This is a genomic window from Nocardioides sp. B-3 (genome assembly GCF_024703895.1).
In the GTDB taxonomy this organism is placed as follows: domain Bacteria; phylum Actinomycetota; class Actinomycetes; order Propionibacteriales; family Nocardioidaceae; genus Nocardioides.
Genome location: NZ_CP087968.1, coordinates 2,280,672 through 2,298,746 on the forward strand (window position 1 = coordinate 2,280,672; position 18,075 = coordinate 2,298,746).

At 65.2% G+C, this 18,075-nt stretch carries 17 protein-coding genes and 2 pseudogenes; 15 read left to right on the forward strand and 4 right to left on the reverse strand.

Annotated features, from left to right (window positions below; all coding sequences use genetic code 11):
- Positions 1 to 2 precede the first annotated feature (2 nt).
- From LP418_RS15075 to LP418_RS15135, 13 genes are all read left to right on the forward strand, one after another.
- Positions 3 to 506 (forward strand): hypothetical protein, encoded by a 504-nt coding sequence (locus LP418_RS15075; RefSeq protein ID WP_257952685.1) that lies wholly within the window; start codon positions 3 to 5, stop codon positions 504 to 506.
- Between the two features lie 13 nt (positions 507 to 519).
- Positions 520 to 1,122: a glycoside hydrolase family 16 protein gene (locus LP418_RS15080; RefSeq protein WP_257952686.1), complete on the forward strand. Its 603-nt coding sequence runs from the start codon at positions 520 to 522 to the stop codon at positions 1,120 to 1,122.
- A 110-nt stretch (positions 1,123 to 1,232) separates the two neighbouring features.
- The gene (locus tag LP418_RS15085; RefSeq protein WP_257952687.1) at positions 1,233 to 1,628 is read left to right on the forward strand and encodes a hypothetical protein; all 396 of its coding nucleotides are present in this window, start codon (positions 1,233 to 1,235) and stop codon (positions 1,626 to 1,628) included.
- Positions 1,629 to 1,698: 70 nt separating this feature from the next.
- Positions 1,699 to 3,381, forward strand: coding sequence for a DUF4012 domain-containing protein (locus LP418_RS15090; protein WP_257952688.1), 1,683 nt, complete (start codon positions 1,699 to 1,701; stop codon positions 3,379 to 3,381).
- 546 nt (positions 3,382 to 3,927) lie between these two features.
- Complete coding sequence (locus tag LP418_RS15095; protein WP_257952689.1) at positions 3,928 to 4,305, forward strand: hypothetical protein; 378 nt, start codon at positions 3,928 to 3,930, stop codon at positions 4,303 to 4,305.
- Positions 4,299 to 5,144, forward strand: coding sequence for a sugar transferase (locus tag LP418_RS15100; protein ID WP_257952690.1), 846 nt, complete (start codon positions 4,299 to 4,301; stop codon positions 5,142 to 5,144). The genes LP418_RS15095 and LP418_RS15100 overlap by 7 nt, the downstream gene beginning before the upstream one ends.
- Before the next feature lie 57 nt (positions 5,145 to 5,201).
- The gene (locus LP418_RS33530; protein WP_442939916.1) at positions 5,202 to 6,155 is read left to right on the forward strand and encodes a glycosyltransferase; all 954 of its coding nucleotides are present in this window, start codon (positions 5,202 to 5,204) and stop codon (positions 6,153 to 6,155) included.
- A gap of 151 nt (positions 6,156 to 6,306) precedes the next feature.
- Positions 6,307 to 7,053, forward strand: coding sequence for a glycosyltransferase (locus LP418_RS15110; protein WP_336276083.1), 747 nt, complete (start codon positions 6,307 to 6,309; stop codon positions 7,051 to 7,053).
- Between the two features lie 16 nt (positions 7,054 to 7,069).
- Positions 7,070 to 7,846, forward strand: a complete 777-nt coding sequence (locus tag LP418_RS15115) for a glycosyltransferase WbsX family protein (RefSeq protein WP_257952692.1) — start codon at positions 7,070 to 7,072, stop codon at positions 7,844 to 7,846.
- Between the two features lie 4 nt (positions 7,847 to 7,850).
- Complete coding sequence (locus LP418_RS15120; RefSeq protein ID WP_257952693.1) at positions 7,851 to 8,258, forward strand: glycoside hydrolase family 99-like domain-containing protein; 408 nt, start codon at positions 7,851 to 7,853, stop codon at positions 8,256 to 8,258.
- 956 nt (positions 8,259 to 9,214) lie between these two features.
- Positions 9,215 to 9,538, forward strand: a complete 324-nt coding sequence (locus LP418_RS15125; RefSeq protein ID WP_257952694.1) for a polysaccharide pyruvyl transferase family protein — start codon at positions 9,215 to 9,217, stop codon at positions 9,536 to 9,538.
- Positions 9,535 to 10,653, forward strand: a complete 1,119-nt coding sequence (locus tag LP418_RS15130) for a lipopolysaccharide biosynthesis protein (protein WP_257952695.1) — start codon at positions 9,535 to 9,537, stop codon at positions 10,651 to 10,653. The genes LP418_RS15125 and LP418_RS15130 overlap by 4 nt, the downstream gene beginning before the upstream one ends.
- A gap of 254 nt (positions 10,654 to 10,907) precedes the next feature.
- Entirely contained in the window at positions 10,908 to 11,987 is a 1,080-nt protein-coding gene (locus tag LP418_RS15135) for a hypothetical protein (RefSeq protein ID WP_257952696.1), read from the forward strand.
- 52 nt (positions 11,988 to 12,039) lie between these two features.
- On the opposite strand, the pseudogene LP418_RS15140 reads toward LP418_RS15135, so the two are convergent.
- From LP418_RS15140 to cysD, 4 genes and pseudogenes are all read right to left on the reverse strand, one after another.
- Positions 12,040 to 13,351: pseudogene (locus LP418_RS15140) on the reverse strand (ISL3 family transposase).
- A gap of 168 nt (positions 13,352 to 13,519) precedes the next feature.
- A complete protein-coding gene (locus LP418_RS33535) occupies positions 13,520 to 14,212 on the reverse strand; it encodes an elongation factor 1-alpha C-terminal domain-related protein (protein WP_442939917.1) in 693 nt (230 codons plus the stop codon).
- On the reverse strand, positions 14,209 to 14,772 hold the full coding sequence (locus LP418_RS33540) for a GTP-binding protein (protein WP_442939918.1): 564 nt from the start codon (positions 14,770 to 14,772) through the stop codon (positions 14,209 to 14,211). Before LP418_RS33540 ends, LP418_RS33535 begins: the two co-directional genes overlap by 4 nt.
- 35 nt (positions 14,773 to 14,807) lie before the next feature.
- Positions 14,808 to 15,722 (reverse strand): annotated as a pseudogene (gene cysD, locus LP418_RS15150) (sulfate adenylyltransferase subunit CysD).
- Positions 15,723 to 16,065: 343 nt separating this feature from the next.
- On the opposite strand from cysD, the gene LP418_RS15155 reads away from it, so the two are divergent.
- Both LP418_RS15155 and LP418_RS15160 read left to right on the forward strand, forming a co-directional pair.
- Positions 16,066 to 17,187: a helix-turn-helix domain-containing protein gene (locus tag LP418_RS15155; RefSeq protein ID WP_257952697.1), complete on the forward strand. Its 1,122-nt coding sequence runs from the start codon at positions 16,066 to 16,068 to the stop codon at positions 17,185 to 17,187.
- Positions 17,184 to 17,732 carry a nucleotide-binding protein gene (locus LP418_RS15160; protein WP_257952698.1) on the forward strand — a complete coding sequence of 183 codons (549 nt, stop codon included), beginning with the start codon at positions 17,184 to 17,186 and terminating at the stop codon, positions 17,730 to 17,732. Before LP418_RS15155 ends, LP418_RS15160 begins: the two co-directional genes overlap by 4 nt.
- The last annotated feature ends 343 nt before the right edge of the window (positions 17,733 to 18,075 follow it).

Sequence of the window (18,075 nt, forward strand, 5' to 3'; positions counted from 1 at the left end):
GCATGTCTCGAATCGCCACCGCCCTTCGCCGTACGGCCCCGATCGTCTGTCTGGTAGCGCTGACCGCGTGCTCCGGAGCCTCAGGCATCGACCTCGCGGAGTCCGACTACGAGGACGGCGCGGGCATCACCGCGACGGTGCTCCCGCAGATCGCCGCCGTCGGTGAGGACGTCGAGAAGTCGACGGATGCGGAGTACGTCGTCGACGCGAGGATCGAGGGTGCGCCGGCCGGTCAGGCGGTCGAGCTGCAGGTGGCCGACGGCGACGACTGGACCACCGAGGACGCGGCCGAGACCGACGACGAGGGCCGCGTCGCCCTCACGGTGGGCGAGGCCGACGAGCTGCGCGTCGTCTCCGAGGGGGACGGCCCGGTCGGCATCCACCTCTCCACCGACGATGCCCCGGCCGAGACGTTCGTCGACGAGTTCGACACGCTGGACGACTCGCTGTGGGCGACACGCGACCGGGGGCTACACCGGTGTCCGGCTGTGCTCCCGCGCGTCTGACGATGCGGCCGGGGTGGTCGACGGCGCCCTGCGGTTGAGCGTCATCAACGACCCCGACAAGGGCGCGTGCCGCTCCAAGAAGCAGTTCGACTACCGCCTCAACGGCCACCTCGGCAGCGCCTACAGCTTCACCTACGGCCACGCGGCCGCGCGGATCAAGTTCCGGGCGGAGCGCGGCCAGCACGGCGCCTTCTGGATGCAGGGCTTCGGCCCGGTGCCGGTCGGCAAGGCCAAGAAGACGGGCGCCGAGATCGACGTCATCGAGTACTTCGGCGATGACCACCCGGACGGCGGGCTGACCAGCTTCGTCTACTGGCACCCCACCGCGAAGGGCAAGACGGCCGGCAGCTGGCTGCCCGACCCGGATCAGTTCGGCGACGACTGGTCCTCGAAGTACCACGTGTTCTCGGTCGAGTGGACCCCGGAGCGCTACGTCTTCCGGATCGATGGCCGGGTCACCGACACCATCACGCAGGGCGTCTCCGGGCAGCCCGAGTTCCTCATCCTGAGCCTGCTCAGCTCGGACTACGAGCTGCAGCACCTCGACGGCGAGGACAAGCTGCCGCAGCACATGGACGTCGACTGGGTGAAGGTCTGGTCCGCGGCCCAGGAATGATCGCTGTGAGTTGGAGCACACGGGTCGGTCCACTTTCGCGGAATGGTCATGGGGAGTGCCGTTCCATGAATATGGTTGCGAAACCAACCAATGACTTACAGGGGAATCAAGTGAAGAAGACGCTCGTCGGCCTGTTCACGGCCGTCGCCATGATGTTCGGCGTGATCGGCCTCAGCGGCTCCGCCGCCGTCGCCGGTCCCTACACCGGCACCGTCCCGACCGAGGTGAAGGCCAAGCCCCGCCCGGCTGTGTCCACCAAGCCTGCCAAGGTGAAGGTCGTCGTCGACACCGCCGGCAACGCCGAGCCCACCGGCTGGGTCAAGATCGTCGTGCGTCGCGCCGGAAAGGTCGTCAGCACCAAGACCGTGCGCTACTCCGACGTCGACGTCTACAAGCTCGGCAAGCTCGCCAAGGGCAAGTACACCGTCAAGCTCAAGTTCACCCCCAAGGGTGCGGAGTCGGTCTACATCGCGTCGAAGACCAAGTTCACCCTCAAGGTGGCCTGAGTCCCTCGCTTTCCCCAGCGACCCCGTCACGCCTCGGTGTGACGGGGTCGCTGCATGATCTGGAGTCGTCGTGAAGCGCACTCGCACCATCGCCGCCGGTGTCGGCGTCGCCGCCCTGCTCGCGGCGGGTTGGACGGGCTGGACCGGCTGGCAGGCGGCCCAGCGCCTGCAGGATGCCCGTGACGCGGTGCGCGACCTGCGGGCTGCGGTGGAGGCCGATGACGCCGACGCACGTTCGGCGGCCGCGGACCGGCTGATCGTGGAGGCCCGCGGCGCCCGCGCGGCGACAGACGGTCCGTGGTGGGGCGCTCTGGGGCACCTGCCGGTCGTCGGCGACGACCTCGGGGCGGTGAGTGCGCTGAGCGCCTCCCTCGACGAGCTCGCGTCTATCGCCGTACCTCCTCTGCTCGAGGCCGCCGACCTGCTGCCGGACGTGCAGGCCGGGCGGGGTGTGGACCTGCGCGCCCCGGACCGGCTCGCGACCCCGGTCGCCACCGCCGCCGCGGCCGCGGCGCGAGCGGAGGACCCGGTCGCCGACGTCGACGCCGGGGGCCCGGTGGGTCCGGTGCGCGACGGTGTGGAGGAGTACGTCGACGAGCTCGACGGCCTCGCTCGCGGGCTCGCGTCCGGGGAGACGGCCGTGGCGGTGCTGCCCCGCATGCTCGGGGCCGAGGGGCCGCGCGACTACCTCGTGCTCTTCCAGAACAACGCGGAGATCCGCGCCACCGGCGGGATGCCGGGCAGCTTCGCCCGCCTGCATGCCGAGGACGGCGTCCTGACGATGCACGACCGGGGCACGGCGTCGGGTCTGGGGGAGCGGGCCACGCCGGTCCTGCCCCTCTCACCCGAGGAGCGCGAGGTGTACGGCGAACAGCTGGGCAGTTACTTCCACGATGTCGGCTTCACGCCCGACTTCCCGCGGGCCGCCGAGCTGGCCGAGGCGCGGTGGGAGGAGGCCCACCCCCGCGTCGAGCTCGACGGCGTGCTGGCGACCGACCCGGTGGCGCTCTCCTATGTCATGGACGGCACCGCTCCCGTGCGGGTGGCGGGCCGGACGCTCACGGCTGACAACGTCGTCTTCGAGCTGCTCAGCCGGCCCTACCTCGAGCTGGCGCCGGAGTCCCGGGACCTGTTCTTCGCCCGGGCGGCCGGGACGGTGCTCGACGCGATCACGGGCGACGTGACGTCGCCGATGGACTTCGTCGGGGGCCTGACGCGCGCGGCTCGCGAGGGCCGCTTCCTCGTGGCGGTCGACGACCCAACGGTGAGCGACGCGCTCGCCGGCACGGCTGTGGAGGGCGCGCTGACGGGCGACGACGGCGACGTCCCGCACGTTGATGTCGACGTCAACGACGCGACCGGCTCGAAGATGTCCTACTACCTGCGCCACGACGTCGCCCTGACCGCCGACGCGTGCGCCGCGGACGGCAGCCGCACCCTGACCGGAGCGATGACGCTGCGCCGGGAGATCTCTCCCGCAGAGGCGGCGAAGCTCCCGCCCTCGGTGACGGGCGGTGGCCACTTCGGCACCGAGCCGGGCACCCAGCTGCTCCTGCTGCGGCTGCATGCGCCGTGCGCGCCGGAGCCATCACCTCCGTGTCGGTGGCGGGGGAGCAGGTCGACGTCACCCCGGTCACCCTCGAGGGCCGCGAGGTGGTCACGCTCGCGGTCCCGGTCAAGGGCCGCGAGGTCCCGGTTGCGTGGACGATGGACACCGCTCCGGGACAGACCGCGGCCCCCGAGCTGCGAGTGACGCCGGGTGTCCTGAGTGGGTCACGTGGCGAGGTGTCGGCCGGCGCCTGCTGACCTTGTGCAGGGGATACCCACAAGTGGTGATGCAGGTCTCACGACAGGACGGTAAAGGTTTCGGAAAACGGTCACGGAGCCCTCACCTGTGACGGACACTTGACAGGTCAACTTGTCTGTCCCGGGGGTAGTAGTGCTTCACCTGAACAGCGGTGTGTGCCGGGGAGTCTCCTCGTGAGTATCGTCGACGACTGGCGTCCCGCCAGCCACGATGCGGCTGCTGTTCACGGATTGGCTGAAGCTCGTCAGCCGCTGGCAGAGGCGGTCCGCGTCCCGCCGTTGCGGTGGCGCCAGAAGTACGCGTCGGTCCTGCTCGTCTCAGACCTCGGAGTGCTGTGCGTGGCCATGGCAGCCGCACAGTTCTCGAGGTTCAGGGACGGGCCAGTCGTCTGTCGTGACGACGGTCGGCACACTGCCTTATGGGGTCCCGGGGGCTGTCATCGCCCTTGCGTGGTGGGTTTCCCTCCGGGTCCACCGCACGCGGAGCCCTCGGATGATGGGGCACGGCACCGAGGAGTACCGCCGCGTCGTCGTGGCGACGTTCCGGGTGTTCGCGGTGCTCGCGATGCTCTCGCTCATGTTCAAGGTCGACGCGTCTCGTAGCTATCTCGCCATCGCGTTGCCCGTTGGTCTGATCGGCCTCCTCGCCGGCCGCAAGGCAGCCCGGGTGGCCCTGCATCACCGACGCACGCAAGGCCGCGCCCCGGCCAACGTGATGATCATCGGTGGTCCCCGCGGTGCAGCCCAGATCAACGAGTTCTTCCGGAGCCGACCAGCCACGGGCTACCGCGTCTCCGGTGTCTGGGTGCCTGATGTCTCCACCGCCGGCGCGGTGATCCTCGAAGGGGGGACTCCTTCGTCCCCGTGCTGACGGCCGCAGCCTCGCTGAGTGACGCGCTGACGATCACCAACGCCCAAGCGGTGCTGGTGACGGACACAGACCACCTTGGTGCCACAGGGTTGCGTGAGCTCACGTGGCAGCTCGATGGCACCGGCATCGAACTGATGCTGTCTCCCAACGTCCCGGATGTTGTCGGCAGCCGACTTCACCTGCACGACCTGTCGGGTATGCCGATGCTCCACCTCGACGAGCCGCAGTACGCCGGCGCCGGGCGGTACACCAAGAGCCTCTTCGACCGCGTGGGAGCTGCGGCGCTGCTCGTCATGCTGTTCCCACTCATCTTGGCGACCGCCCCGGCAGTCAAGTTCACCAGTGCCGGCCCCGTCTTCTACAGCCGGGACCGGGTGGGTCGCGACGGGCGACACTTCTCTATGATCAAGTTCCGTTCGATGCGAGAAGACGCGGACGCGGAGCTCGAGATACTCCTGATGGCGGAGGGCAAGTCGCTCAGCGAGTTGCCCAAGCTGATGATGGACCCGCGGATCACTCGCGTGGGCGCCTTCATCCGCCGCTTTTCGATCGATGAAGTGCCTCAGCTCTTCAACGTGCTGAAGGGTGACATGAGCCTCGTGGGGCCGCGTCCGCAGCGGGACTTCGAGGTCGAGCAGTACGACCACGTCGCCAGTCGGCGCCTGACCGTGCGCCCCGGGATGACCGGGCTGTGGCAGGTGTCTGGCCGCTCGGATCTCACGTATGACGAAGCGATCCGTCTCGACGTGCACTACGTCGAGAATTGGTCCATGACCTCGGACCTGATCATTCTCTGGAAGACCTTCCGCGCGGTCGTCGCCTCCGACGGGGCCTACTGACGGTGAGTGAGGCGGCCTCGCCGGCGCATTGTTCCCCCTCGGAGTTCGAAACTTTGGATGCGAGGACGGATCAACACGGAGCGATCTGTGTTGCTGTATACCGCCCGAATCATCGGTTGCTCAGGACGCAACTCACCTCAATTGCAGACCAGTCGCTGGCAGAATTGGACGTGTCACGTCGGAATAGACGGCGCCGACGCGGACACGCTGGCCTTGGTCATCGAGATCGTTGGGCTCGACGACAGGTTCGCTATCCATCATTTTCCGGTGAACATCGGTTTCTATCGAAACTTCGAGCGGATCGTGGCTGCAGTAGACCCGGGCGCGGCTTGGGTGGCGCTCGCCGATCAGGATGACTTCTGGCATCCGAACAAGCTGGAACGACTTGTAGCGGAGTTCGCGGCCGACGATGTTGCTGCGGTGTCCGGGCAGGCACGGTTGGTCAACGACTCCGGTGTTGAGTTGGGGTTGACTCGTCGTTGCGACCCCGGACCGTTCGGCCTCCTGCTGGACAACAAGGTGACCGGCAGTTTCGCTGTCTTCCGCGGCGACGTCGTTCGGCGATCGCTCCCATTCCCCGAACCGACGGACGCCGCGTATCACGACCATTGGCTCGGCATGGTTGCCGCGGGCGTAGGCCGCCTCGTCATCGTCAATGACGCGCTTCAGGACTACGTTCAACATGGCGCCAACGTTCTCGGCGAGGAGCGAGGCAGCCGGCTTGGGTGGCGTGCCCAAACGCTGCGAGAGCGAAGCGGGAGCCACGGGATGCTTCTGTATCTCTCGGCGCATCGATGGGGATGGCGCGTGACCATGGCCCGGGTGCTGATCGAGGCGGAACCTCGTGGGCTCGAACCGCGGCTTACGGTCCAGTGCCCGGGGTCGCCTCTCAGTTGGCCTTGTTGCGCAGTTCGTAGTCGCCATTGTTCTTCGACGTGCGCCGCTCGCCCGGGTGTCTGCGCTCTTCCTCGGCGCATGCGTCTGGCGCGAGCCTCGAGGCACCCATCTTGACGAATCGCCCGCCACGCGAGCCGCCGATTCACTTGACCCGGAGGGGAAACGGCAGTGAGTTCCCGGACCGTCATCACGGTGACACATAACAGCCTTGAGCATCTGATTCCCGAACGGAAGGGCAGGCTCGGCAGAACGCGACTACCGTTGGATCGTCGTTGACAACAGTTCGACCGACGGCACGGTCGCGAGGGCGCGCGAGGTCGCTGACCCGGTTATCGAGTCGGGCGGCAACCGTGGCTTCTCGCACGGTAATAACCTCGGCCTTGCGGCGGTTGACACGGAGTACGTCGCTTTCGTGAATCCCGATGTGACAGTCTCCGGGAGCGACTGGCACGCCTCGTTGGAGGAGACGATCGAGCGAGGTGGTGGTCTCGCTGCCCCTCAACTGCTCAATCCTGATGGTACCGAGCAGGCCAACGCCCGCGGCATCCCCTACCTCTCCGCGAAGGTCCGCAATCGCGCGAAGCCCGAGTCAGAAAAAGGCGACGAATATGCCCGCACTGGATTGGCCGTGCCCACGTACATCGCGTGGGCAATGGGCGCTGTGGTTGCGGGCCGCACAGATGCGGTGCGCGCTCTTGGCGGCTGGGACGACAGCTACTTTCTCTACTACGAGGACCACGAATTTGGCCTGCGGGCCCGGCGTGAGGGCATGGCGGTCGCGCTTGACCCGCGTGTCCGGTGGCTGCACGACTGGCAGCGCGCCACGACAGGACCCGCGCTCTGGGCTTGGAAGGCTGAGTTGAACTCGATGCGGACGTTCTACTCGCAGTTCCCGCAGTTGTTCCGACGGCGCTACGGGGCAGGCCGCAGGGACGCGACCCTCGACCGCGCCGGTCTCGCCCGTCTGACTGACCACCTTTGGAAGCCGGTCGGCCCGGCCGCCAGCCGCTGAGTTTCGGGAGTTTCGCATGAAGACGATCGCCTTTTACCTCCCCCAGTTCCACGCCATCCCAGAGAACGACGAATGGTGGGGTGAAGGCTTCACCGAGTGGTCGAACGTCCGTGGGGCACAACCCCAGTTCGTTGGCCATGACCACCCCCGCAAGGCCGGCCAGATGGGCGAGTACAACCTCCTCAATCGGCAGGTCCACGATGAGCAGTCGTTCTTGGCCGGGAAGTACGGGATTGACGCGTTCTGCATGTACTTCTACTGGTTCAACGGACGCCGGCTCTTGGAACAGCCGATCGATCTCTGGCGCGATGACCCTGACCAGCTCCCGTATTGCCTCTCGTGGGCGAACGAGGCGTGGACCCGTCGGTGGGACGGCAAGGAGCGCGACGTGCTTATGCCGCAGGGCTACCTTCCCGAGTTCGAGGATGAGATCTTCGCGGACCTTCTTCCGCACTTCCGTGCTCCGCACTATCTGCGTCAGGACGGGTTGCCTGTACTGGTCGTGCATCGCGCCGACTTGATCCCGAACCCCGACGGTTTCGCGCGCCGCCTTCGCGAACTCGCTGTAGTTGCCGGTTTGGGTGGGCTGCACCTCGTCGCCACGGAAACCACCCCGGGCCTTACTCCGGAACCGCTCGGGTTTGACGCAGTGGCTGAGTTTCCGCCGGTTGGCGCCAACACGTTTCGCACGGCCCACAAGCGTCCGATCCGGGGCCTCTCCAAGGGATTCCGTGGTCGGCTCATGTCCTACGATCGATTGGTGGAGTACTACTCAGGGGCGCCCCGCGGTTGACTTCGTGCGGTACCCCGCGGTCGCGCCGGGCTGGGATAACACGGCCCGCCGGCAGGAGAACGCCACTGTCTACGTGGGCTCGACGCCGATGAAGTACGGCAACTGGCTCAAGGCAGCTCGTCGGCGCGAGGCTGCGGCAAGAGCAGATCGCGGTCTGGTCTTCGTCAATGCATGGAACGAATGGGCCGAAGGTGCGTACCTCGAACCCGACGCAGGCCACGGAACTGCCTACCTCGAGGCGACCTTGCCGTCGTCTGGTGGCGGGCTTGAGGTTGCTTCGGTGGCTGACGCGCACGGCGCCCTCTTCTGGTCGTATCCACACCTTCGCAGCCTCGCGCTGGCCTTCGCCGGTTCGATTCTCGCGGTTCGGCGGCGCGCCAAGAATCATGCTGCACGCAGGCGAAGGTTGTGACAGAGCCCGTGGCCGAGCCGCCGTCGCGTAAACAGGGGTCAAGTCTTCCCAACGCTGCTTGCCCAAATCACGAGGACGAAAAGGGGATCGGGCATGAGGCCTGACGGTGAAATTTTTAGCGCGGTTCGGACTACGAATGTGGTCTCCGTGGGGGCTTACGACCGGTTCAACTACGGCGACCTGCTTTTTCCACTGGTCCCGGACCACGTCAGCAGTGCCGAGGGATGGTCCGAGCCGATCGGCCATCTGGCCGTCGTGGACGCAGATATGCGAGCGGGAGGCGGGGTGCCTGTTGCGAGCGTTCGGTCAGCGGAACGAGAACGAACGGAGGCCCGGGACGGACTGATCCTCGGGGGGTGGCGAGTTGTTGAGCGCCACTTGGAGCCGGGCGCTGATTAACTTCGCGCCGTACCCGGCCGATCTTGCGCTCCGGGCATGCCGGAAGTTGTTTGGCGAGCGAGTTGCAGGCTATGCCTCTCGCCAACTCCTCCGAGGCACTTGGCCTAGCCCGTACGTGCCCGCTGCCTCGCTCGCATCGAGGACAAGTATCAGTGTGAATGCCGTCGGGGCCTCGTCGGTTGAGAATCTGCACGGTGCAGCTTTGCGGTCTGTCATAGCCACCCTCAGCGCTGCTTCGTTCGTGAGTGTCCGGGACGAAGTTGGACAAGCTGCTCTACGCCGGAACGGGGTCAGAGCCGAACTGGCCCCGGATTCGGTGGCGATCCTTGGCCGGATGTGGAAGTTCGAACAGGCGCCTCCGGAAAGGACTGTGGTCTTCCAGTGTTCGCAACAGTGGCTTTGGGGCAGCCGTGATGTAGTACCGCCTCTCGTGGAAATTTCCAAAGGGTTCGACCGCGTGGTACTTCTTCCGATCGGACTGGCTGGCGGGCACGGGGATCAGCTCGCCCTTCGGACAATCGCGCTGACGGCTTCACGAGCAGGGGATCGAATGCGATTTGAGCGACGGCCTCGACGTTCGACAAATTGCGCAGAACATAGCCGGAGCCGATCTCTTCATCGGGTCAAGCCTGCACGGCGCGATTACGGCGATGGCGTACGCGGTACCGCATGTTGCATTGGACCGAATAAGCAAGTTGACCGCCTACCTCCAGACTTGGGGGGACGGGTTGACGCCATTCGACGTGTCGGCATCCGAGTTGATCGCTGCCTCGGAGATCGCGCTGAGGTCTTCAGAGAGCAAACTCCGTTCTCGGGCTGAAATGATGACTGACCTGTCGTGGCGGAACACCCAACGTGTCCTGAACGCCGTCGAGCGGTGAATTTCCTCACCCATGCCCGCTCGATTCTCGACCGGCCGGTCGCAGTTGCGTTGAGTAGGTTGGTCAGTGCGTGTCTTGGTCTTGTTAGCGCCCTCTTCCCGGCGCGCGGGCTCGGGCCGGCTGGCCGGGGAGAGGCGTCCGCGGCCCTCGCGCTGACCGGGTTGTTGCCGTTGGTTCTTGGCCTTGGGGTGCCGCTGGTGGTCAGGCGACTCGCCGTGGAGTCGGGGGACCCGGCCAAATCGATACGAGCAGCGCGGGCGATCGCAGTGTTGCTTACGCCCATTGCGATATCCGTTGCACTCGGCTCCCGCTCTGTTTTCCTCGGGGACTTAGGTCCTGCAAGCGGCACCACATTTCTGATCTCGGCTTCTCTCAGTTCGCTCTCGATCCTTTGGATCTGCAACGCGAACGTGCTGATTGCGCAGGGCCGGAACGGCGCATTCGCCGTGACTAATTTGTTGCCAATATTGATCTACGTCGCGCTTATCGCCGTCGGGGGGATGGTAGGCGGTCTCAGCGTGGGCTATGCGATCGGTGCAAACCTCGTAGGTTCGGTGGCGACGCTCGCGTTTACTTCGTGGCTGATTCCGGTGGGCTTAAGGGGGCCAGCTGACTCGCCGCAACGGGTTCTGCGGGAGGGAATCCGTTTTGCGGGAAGCCAGATGGCCGAGGCCGCGTCGTACAGGCTTGACCAAGCGATTGCGCTGCCGGTGGTGGGTGCCGCCCAAGCGGGCTACTACGCGGTGGCGGCCACGCTGTCTCTCGTTCCGTTCGCGTTGGGGCAGGCGCTCGCTTCCACGACGTTCAAGCGGATCGCAATGGCTCGAGGCGACGTACGTAACCATCACGTAGCAAATGTGGTTCGAGCTGCGTTCGCCGTGTCCACGATGACCGCACTGCTGATGGGTGTAGTGAGTCCCGCGCTCATCCCGCTAGTGTTTGGCACTGAGTTTGCTGAGTCAGTCGCTCCTGCGTGGGTGTCGTTGGTTGGCTCTGTCGGCGTTGTCGTGGGATATGTCGCCGCGTCTGCCCATACGGCTCTGGGTCGAGGCTGGATCATGACAGCCGCCCGGTGTCGGGACTCGCCGCCGGAATTGGTCTGCTTTTTGCTCTAGGCCCGAGGCATGGAGCACTCGGACTGAGTTGGGCGTCGACGGTTGGCTATTGGTTGACTGCCGTCGCCCCCGTCGTCGCCCTACCGATCCGCATCCGCGATGTCGCCCCGCGCTGGCGATGCGCGCGCCTCAGTCGGCCTGCTACTTGGCCGAGGCTAGTCCTATAAGGGAGCATGCGGGTAGCCGGCCGGCTGACCAGAAGATCGGGCCGAGGCGCCACCGAGCGCCGTAGCTTCTACCGTCAAGGGATGCGCGTGGCAAGTGAGGCACTCCGTTCAGGGGCGATCCGCAAGGATCGCAACGGGACACGAGTCTGGCTCGGCGACAAGAGCATGGCGTTTATCGTCGTGGTGAGTTTGTACGCTCTCGCTGTGAACGCGGTCCTTATTCAGACTATTTGGATCGAAGCGCCGGCCGCCAAGAACGTCGTTCGGGTGGGGGTGCTCTGCCTGATTGTCGTCGCGATGTTGCTGGGCAGAACCGTTATTCCGATGTGGCTCGTGCTTACGATCATGTTGAGCATGTCGCTTATGGCTCTTCGGGCCAATCCGGATCAGCTTTCAATGATCTTTGTCCCGGTTCTCATCCCAACTCTCTGCTCATTGCCTGAGCGTATCGTGGATCGGCTCGCCGTGCGATCTGCTCTTGTGTCGTTTGTCCTCATTTTTCTCTTATTAAAGACAGGCATGACCCATAACTCGGTGATCGACCTGAGGGAACGGACGACATACGGCGTTGCCTCTGTACCGTTCTTCATGAACGTGGTCTTCAGTGCTGGGTCGCTGTGCATCTTTTACGTGCACAAGTACAGGTTGAGATTTCGCCACTTCGTGACGGGGGTGGTCGTTGCTGTCGGCTTCTACTTCTTCACTACCACCGACGGGCGCGGAGGGTTCTACGCACTCGTTTCCTTTACGGTGCTTGCCTACCTGATGCCGAACCTTGCAAGAGTACCGTTCGTTCCCCAGGTCCTCATGTTGACGCCGGGGGTCTTCCTCAGTGTCTCGCTTTGGATCATGAGTAACTCAGAAGAGCGCGATTTGAACGCGCTCTTGAGTTACCGCCCTCGCTTTTATGCAGCCTTCCTTGACCAAGTAAGCAGCTGGGATCTACTTAGTTCGACAAGCGTCAAGCAAAATCTTTTTGTGGAGAACGTTGACAACTCGTACCTTCACCTATTAGTGGGATGCGGGGTTCCAATCTTCCTGCTCTTTTGCTTCTGGGTTGCCTCGGCAGGTGAATGTGATGGTAAAAAACCAGAAGTATCTCGAACTGTCGTTTGTGACGGCAGTGCTCGGTTATTCTGTATCGGAGAGCATCTTGCTTCGAATTGAGAACATTTTCATTGTGTTCACATGGTGGTTGCTTCTCAGGAATGGCGGCTCTTCACAATCCGGGGTGTAGTCGGGGTCTGAAGCCGCCGGACTCGAGCAGGGATCGGGCGATGTAGTTGGTGAGGTTGCGGAATCCGAGGGCAGAGCCGCGGAGGTGTTCGAGCCTGCCGTTGATCGCTTCGGTGGGTCCGTTGCTGGTGCCGGGTCTGTCGAAGTAGGCCAAGACGTCGTCGGCGCGCTTCTTCAGGGTCCGTCCCAGCGTGACGAGCTCTGCTCAGCGCGGCCGGGACGCCGTGGCTGATCGACTCGATCAGCTTGACCATCAGCGCGCGGCCCTTGGGCCGGTCGGGCTCGCGGTAGGCGGCGATCATGCGCTGGTAGATCCACCGAGTCACCTCGACCTCGACGTGGTCCTCGACCCCCAACAGGGCGTTTAGGCGGTCGTGCTGCTTGTCGGTGAGCAGGCCGGCGCCAGTGTGCAGCGTCCGGCGTGCACGGTAGAGCGGGTCGTCCTTGCGGCCGCGGTGCCCATGGATGGCCTGCTGTACCCGGCGGCGGCACTGGTCCAGCGCGTCGCCGGCCAGACGGACCACGTGGAACGGATCCATCACCGCGACCGCGTCGGGCAGTTCCTCGGTGGTGGCGGTCTTGAACCCGGTGAACCCGTCCATCGCGACGACCTCCACACGGTCGCGCCGGGACTGCTCGCGATCGGCCAGCCGGGTCTTGAACGCCTGTTTGGAGCGTCCCTCGACCATGTCCAGCAGCCGCGCTGGGCCGGTGCCGTCACGGATCCCGGTCAGGTCGATGATCACCGTGACGTACTTGTCGCCGTGCCCGGTGTGTCTCCACACGTGCTCGTCCACGCCGATCGCGCTCACGCCGTCGAGCCGGGCGGGGTCATCGATCAGAACACGCTTGCCCTCGGCCGGGGACGGCGTCGTTGGCGGTGTTCCACGCGACCCCGAGACCTTCGGCGATGCGGGCGACCGTGAGGTGCTGACGCACGATCCCTTCCAACGCCCACCGCAGCCCGCGGCGCGACAGCTTCGCCCCCGGGCTCGGCCGCGCGACTGGTGTCTTGGCGCCACACATGTCGGCAACCGGTGCAGCTGTAGCGGCGCACCGTGACCAGCAGCGTCGTTGGTCGCCAGCCCAGCGGCTCGTGGGCTAGACGACGGATCACGGGGTCGCGCGGCACGCCCTCGCAGCCGCAGCGACGGCACCACTGGTCGGGCTCGAGGACCCGGCACGCGAGCACCGCCCGGTCGGGCTCGAGGCGTTGTCCGGTGACTTCCGAGGCCGAGCTCCTCGAGTCGGCAGAACGTGGTCAGGTCAGGGCGCGCGAAGGTAGCGTCAGGCATGTCGAGGTCTTCTGGATGGGCGGCGTAGGAACCTCCATCATCGGGAGACCTCGACGCCTATCCCGCCACCGGCCCACAGCAGCGGCTACACCCTCATCTGTGAAGAGCCCGAAATGCAGAACGGCGGTCACCCCGGAAGGGTGACCGCCGCGCGGCGTACCGGTTGGGTCAGCTGGCGCTGTTGATCATGCCGGCGCCAACGGTGACTCCGGTCGCCTCGTCGATCAGGATGAACGAGCCGGTGGTGCGGTTCTTCGAGTAGGGGTCGCACAGCAGCGGCACGGTGGTGCGCAGCTGGATGCGGCCGATCTCGTTGAGACCGAGCTCCTTGGTGTCCCGGTCGCGGTGCAGGCTGTTCACGTCGAGGCGGTACTGGATGTCCTTGACCATGGCCCGCGCCGTACGCGTCGTGTGCTTGATCTGGAGCTTCTGACGCGGCTTGAGCGGCTCGGTGGTCATCCAGCAGACCATCGCGTCGATGTCCCGGCTGGGCTTCGGCGCGTTGTTGACGCGAGCGATCATGTCGCCGCGCGAGACGTCGACGTCGTCCTCGAGGCGGACCGTCACCGACATCGGCGGGAACGCCTCGGCGACCTCCTCGTCGAAGAGGTCGATGCCCCGGATCTTGGACGTCATGCCGCTGGGCAGGACGACGACCTCGTCGCCGGGCTTGAGCACGCCACCGGCGACCCGGCCGGCGTAGCCGCGGTAGTCGTGGAACTCGTCCGACTTGGGGCGTACGACGAACTGGACCGGGAAGCGGACGTCGACGAGGTCACGGTCGGAGGCCACGTGCACGTGCTCGAGGTGGTGCATGAGCGTGGGGCCGCTGTACCACGGGGTGTTCTCGCTGCGCGTCACGACGTTGTCACCCCCGGGAGCGCCGAGATCGGGATGACCTCGAGGTCGGGGATGTTCAGCTTCGTCGCGAAGGTGGTGAACTCCTTGTGGATCTTTTCGTAGACCGCTTCGTCCCAGTCGACGAGGTCCATCTTGTTCACGGCGAGCACGAGGTGCGGGACCCGGAGCAGCGAGAGGAGCACCGCGTGGCGACGCGACTGCTCGGTCAGGCCCCGGCGGGCGTCGACCAGCACGAGGCCCGGGTCGGCGGTGGAGGCACCGGTGACCATGTTGCGGGTGTACTGGATGTGGCCGGGGGTGTCCGCGATGATGAACTTGCGGCTGGGCGTCGCGAAGTAGCGGTAGGCCACGTCGATGGTGATGCCCTGCTCGCGCTCGGAACGCAGACCGTCGGTCAGCAGCGCAAGGTCGGTGTAGTCGTAGCCCTTGGAGACCGACGAGGCCTCGACGGCCTCGAGCTGGTCCTCGAAGATCGACTTGGAGTCGAGCAGCAGGCGACCGATGAGGGTGGACTTGCCGTCGTCGACGGAGCCGGCGGTGGCGAAGCGGAGGAGATCCATCTGACCGTGGTCAGAGGAGGTCTGGGGGGTGCCCATCAGAAGTAGCCTTCCTTCTTGCGGTCTTCCATGGCCGCCTCGAGAACCGGTCATCGCCTCGGGTCGCGCCGCGCTCGGTGACCCGGGCGATGGCGATCTCGTCGATGATCTCGGCAGTGGTGGACGCAGTCGACTCGACACAACCGGTCTGCGACTTGTCGCCGACCGTGCGGAAGCGGACCATCTTGGTCTCGACCTTCTCGTTGCCGACGGGCTGCACGGCGTCGGAGAGCGAGAGCCACATGCCGTCGCGGAGGATGACCTCGCGCTCGTGGGCGAAGTAGATCGAGGGGATCTCGATCTGCTCGCGGTCGATGTAGTGCCAGATGTCGAGCTCGGTCCAGTTGGACAGAGGGAAGATCCGCATGTGCTCACCGGCGTGGATGCGGCCGTTGTAGAGGCTCCACAGCTCGGGGCGCTGCATCTTCGGGTCCCACTGGCCGAACTCGTCGCGGTGGGGAGTAGACGCGCTCCTTGGCGCGGGCCTTCTCCTCGTCGCGGCGACCGCCACCGAAGGCGGCGGTGAAGCCGTTCTCCTCGATGGCGTTGAGCAGGGTGCCGATCTGGTGGCGGTTGCGCGAGGTCTTGCCGTCGTCGATCACGACGCCGTTGGCGATCGCGTCGTCGACGCTGGCGATGTGGATCCGAGCGCCGAGGCGGTCGACCCAGTTGTCGCGGGTCGAGAGGACCTCGTCGAAGTCGAGGCCTGTGTCGACCGGGAGCAGCGGGAACGGCAGCTTGGCGGGGTAGAAGGCCTTCTCCGCCAGCCGCAGCATGACGATGGAGTCCTTGCCTCCGGAGAACATGAGAACCGGCTTCTCGAACTCGGCGGCGACCTCACGGAAGATGTGGATCGACTCTGCCTCGAGCTGGTCGAGCTGACTCAGCTGGTAGTCGGCGTGGGTGGTGGTCATGACAGACGAGGGGCCTCTCTGGGGGACAGCAGCCCACATCGTAGCGAGGCGTGGCGGGAACGTCGCATCTCGCTGCTCTGCCGGGCAGCGTGAGTCGCGGAATGCGGTCCCGGGGCCGTGGTTGGTGGGTGCGGCTCGGCGGCTCGGGGCGACTTGGGGACCCATCGCGACCGGTGCGGACGTCGCGGTTGGACGCGCCCCCGCTGTCCTCACCGTAGGCATAGCGACACGGGCTTCGTCGCCGCCACGAGGTCCACGCCGGTCTCACCGTTGTCGTCAACCTCCCAGCCGCTTTTGTGGAACCTGTAGATGTACGCGTGCTTGGTGTGCGAAACTCGCACACATGGCTGAGTTCGGTGAGAAGGCGTTGGGCGCCCGGATCAAAGAGGCTCGTGAGCGCGCGGGCTTGAAGCAAGGCGAGCTAGCAGCGCTGGTTGGCCTTGAGCGGACGACTGTAAACAAGATTGAAGGCGGCGTCCGAAAAGTGGCCGCCCTCGAACTTGCCGACATCGCATCTGTTCTTGGGGAACGCATGTCGTCGTTTCTCTCCGAGCCACCCTCCGCGCTCGTGTCACATCGATCCAGCCGGGGCCCGGACATTGCTGACTCACAGATCGATCGGCTACTGGCGGGACTCGCGGTAGATGTCGAGTTGGTCCAGTCGCTGGCCGCAGGCGAACTCGGGCTGCCAGCGAGTCAACTTGAGGCATTGCCACGACCGGACAGCTTGACGGACGCCGACCAATTGGCGATCCAAGCACGGGAACTGCTCGGTCTGGGCGCTTCGGCGCCTGCCCACGATCTGGTTGACAGGGCTGCCTCGATTGGCCTGTTGGTGTTCTCTCGAGACCTTGGGGTGGACACTGCCGATGCAGGAACGATCCAGCTGCGCCAAGGTGGGGTCAGCTTAGTCAACAGCCACAATAAGGTCGGCCGTCGGCGGCTCGCGCTCGCTCACGAACTGGGCCATTATCTCGTCGCCGACGAGTATGTCGTCGATTGGCGAGTCTCGGATCAGCACGGTGGAGATATTGAGTCGCGCCTTGACCGGTTTGCGAGGTCACTGCTCTTGCCCGAGCCGGGAGTGAAGGCGGCATGGGCGCAGAGCGAGGCGCGAGATCTTCGAGAGCGCAGTGTTCTCATCGCCAGCGAGTTCCGTGTCGACATGGGCACCCTCGCCCGGCGACTTGAGGAATTGGGCCTAGTCGACCGGGACGCGGCATTCCTGATCCGTGCCACCACGACGACGCGGGCCGACATTGTGGAGTTCGGGCTTTACGTTCCAACGGACATGGGAGGAACGAGTTTGCCGGTGCCCTACCAGAAGGCAGTTCTTCGAAGCTTCCACGACGAGCAGATCAGCCAGGAGCGTGCACTGGAACTTCTTCACGGCACTTTTGCTGAGGACGATCTGCCCCCGCTCCGGCCACGACGTGAAGACGAAATCTGGAACTTTGTGTCGTGACACAGTCCTCCGAGGCGTTCGTGTTCGACACCGGGCCTCTTCGTCACTTTGCTGTGCAAGGTTGGTTGGGTGTCCTAAAGTTCCTCACCGCAGAGCGCGGAGCAATCATCCCGGAGAGCGTCGAGTACGAGCTTAAGAGACAAGTTCACGAGCTACCTGCCCTACATCAGGTGCTCGATGCGGACTGGATCCGGGTCGATCGCAGTGACGATCTCGACTTTCTGATGGCGTTTGCAAGGTATGAAGAGCGACTTGCGGTCGGCGAGCAGAACCGAGGCGAGTGCGGTGTTCTGGCCCTCGGAAAGACCCGCGGCTTCGAGACCGTCCTAGACGACGGCGCGCCTCGGGCGATTGCTGAGGCGGAAGGCATCCCGGTCACGGCGACTCTCCCACTGCTGTGTCAGGCAATCCGCGAAGGTCGACTGACGGTACCGATGGTTGAATCGCTCGCTGACGATCTCCCGGCCGGCTCCTACTACCTCCCGTTCAGCGAGGGCGGTTTCCGATCCCGGGCTCATCAGGAAGCGCTGATTGAGTACGAATAGGTCCTCGCCCCGCCGTCACCAGCGGTCCAACGCGGGAGTCACGAATAGAAGCCGACCTGCCGCGAGGGCTCACGCATATTTGAAATGTCTCGCCAAGCAGGTGCTCCATCGCCGTCAAGGACGCAACAGCCCACCGCGGAGGTCTAGGTAGGCGTGTTAGTGGTCCGTGCCTAGCCGACGAGTGACGGGATGGCCACTCAGACGGCGTGCCGGTGTCGCGGCTTCGGGGTAGGTCGGGCCACTCGTGCTTACGGGGAGGTGTTCGGCTTTCAAGCTGAACTGGAGTCACCTCGACGGCGGGCGGAACTTCCCGGCGTCGTCCCATGCTCGATGAGCACGCAGC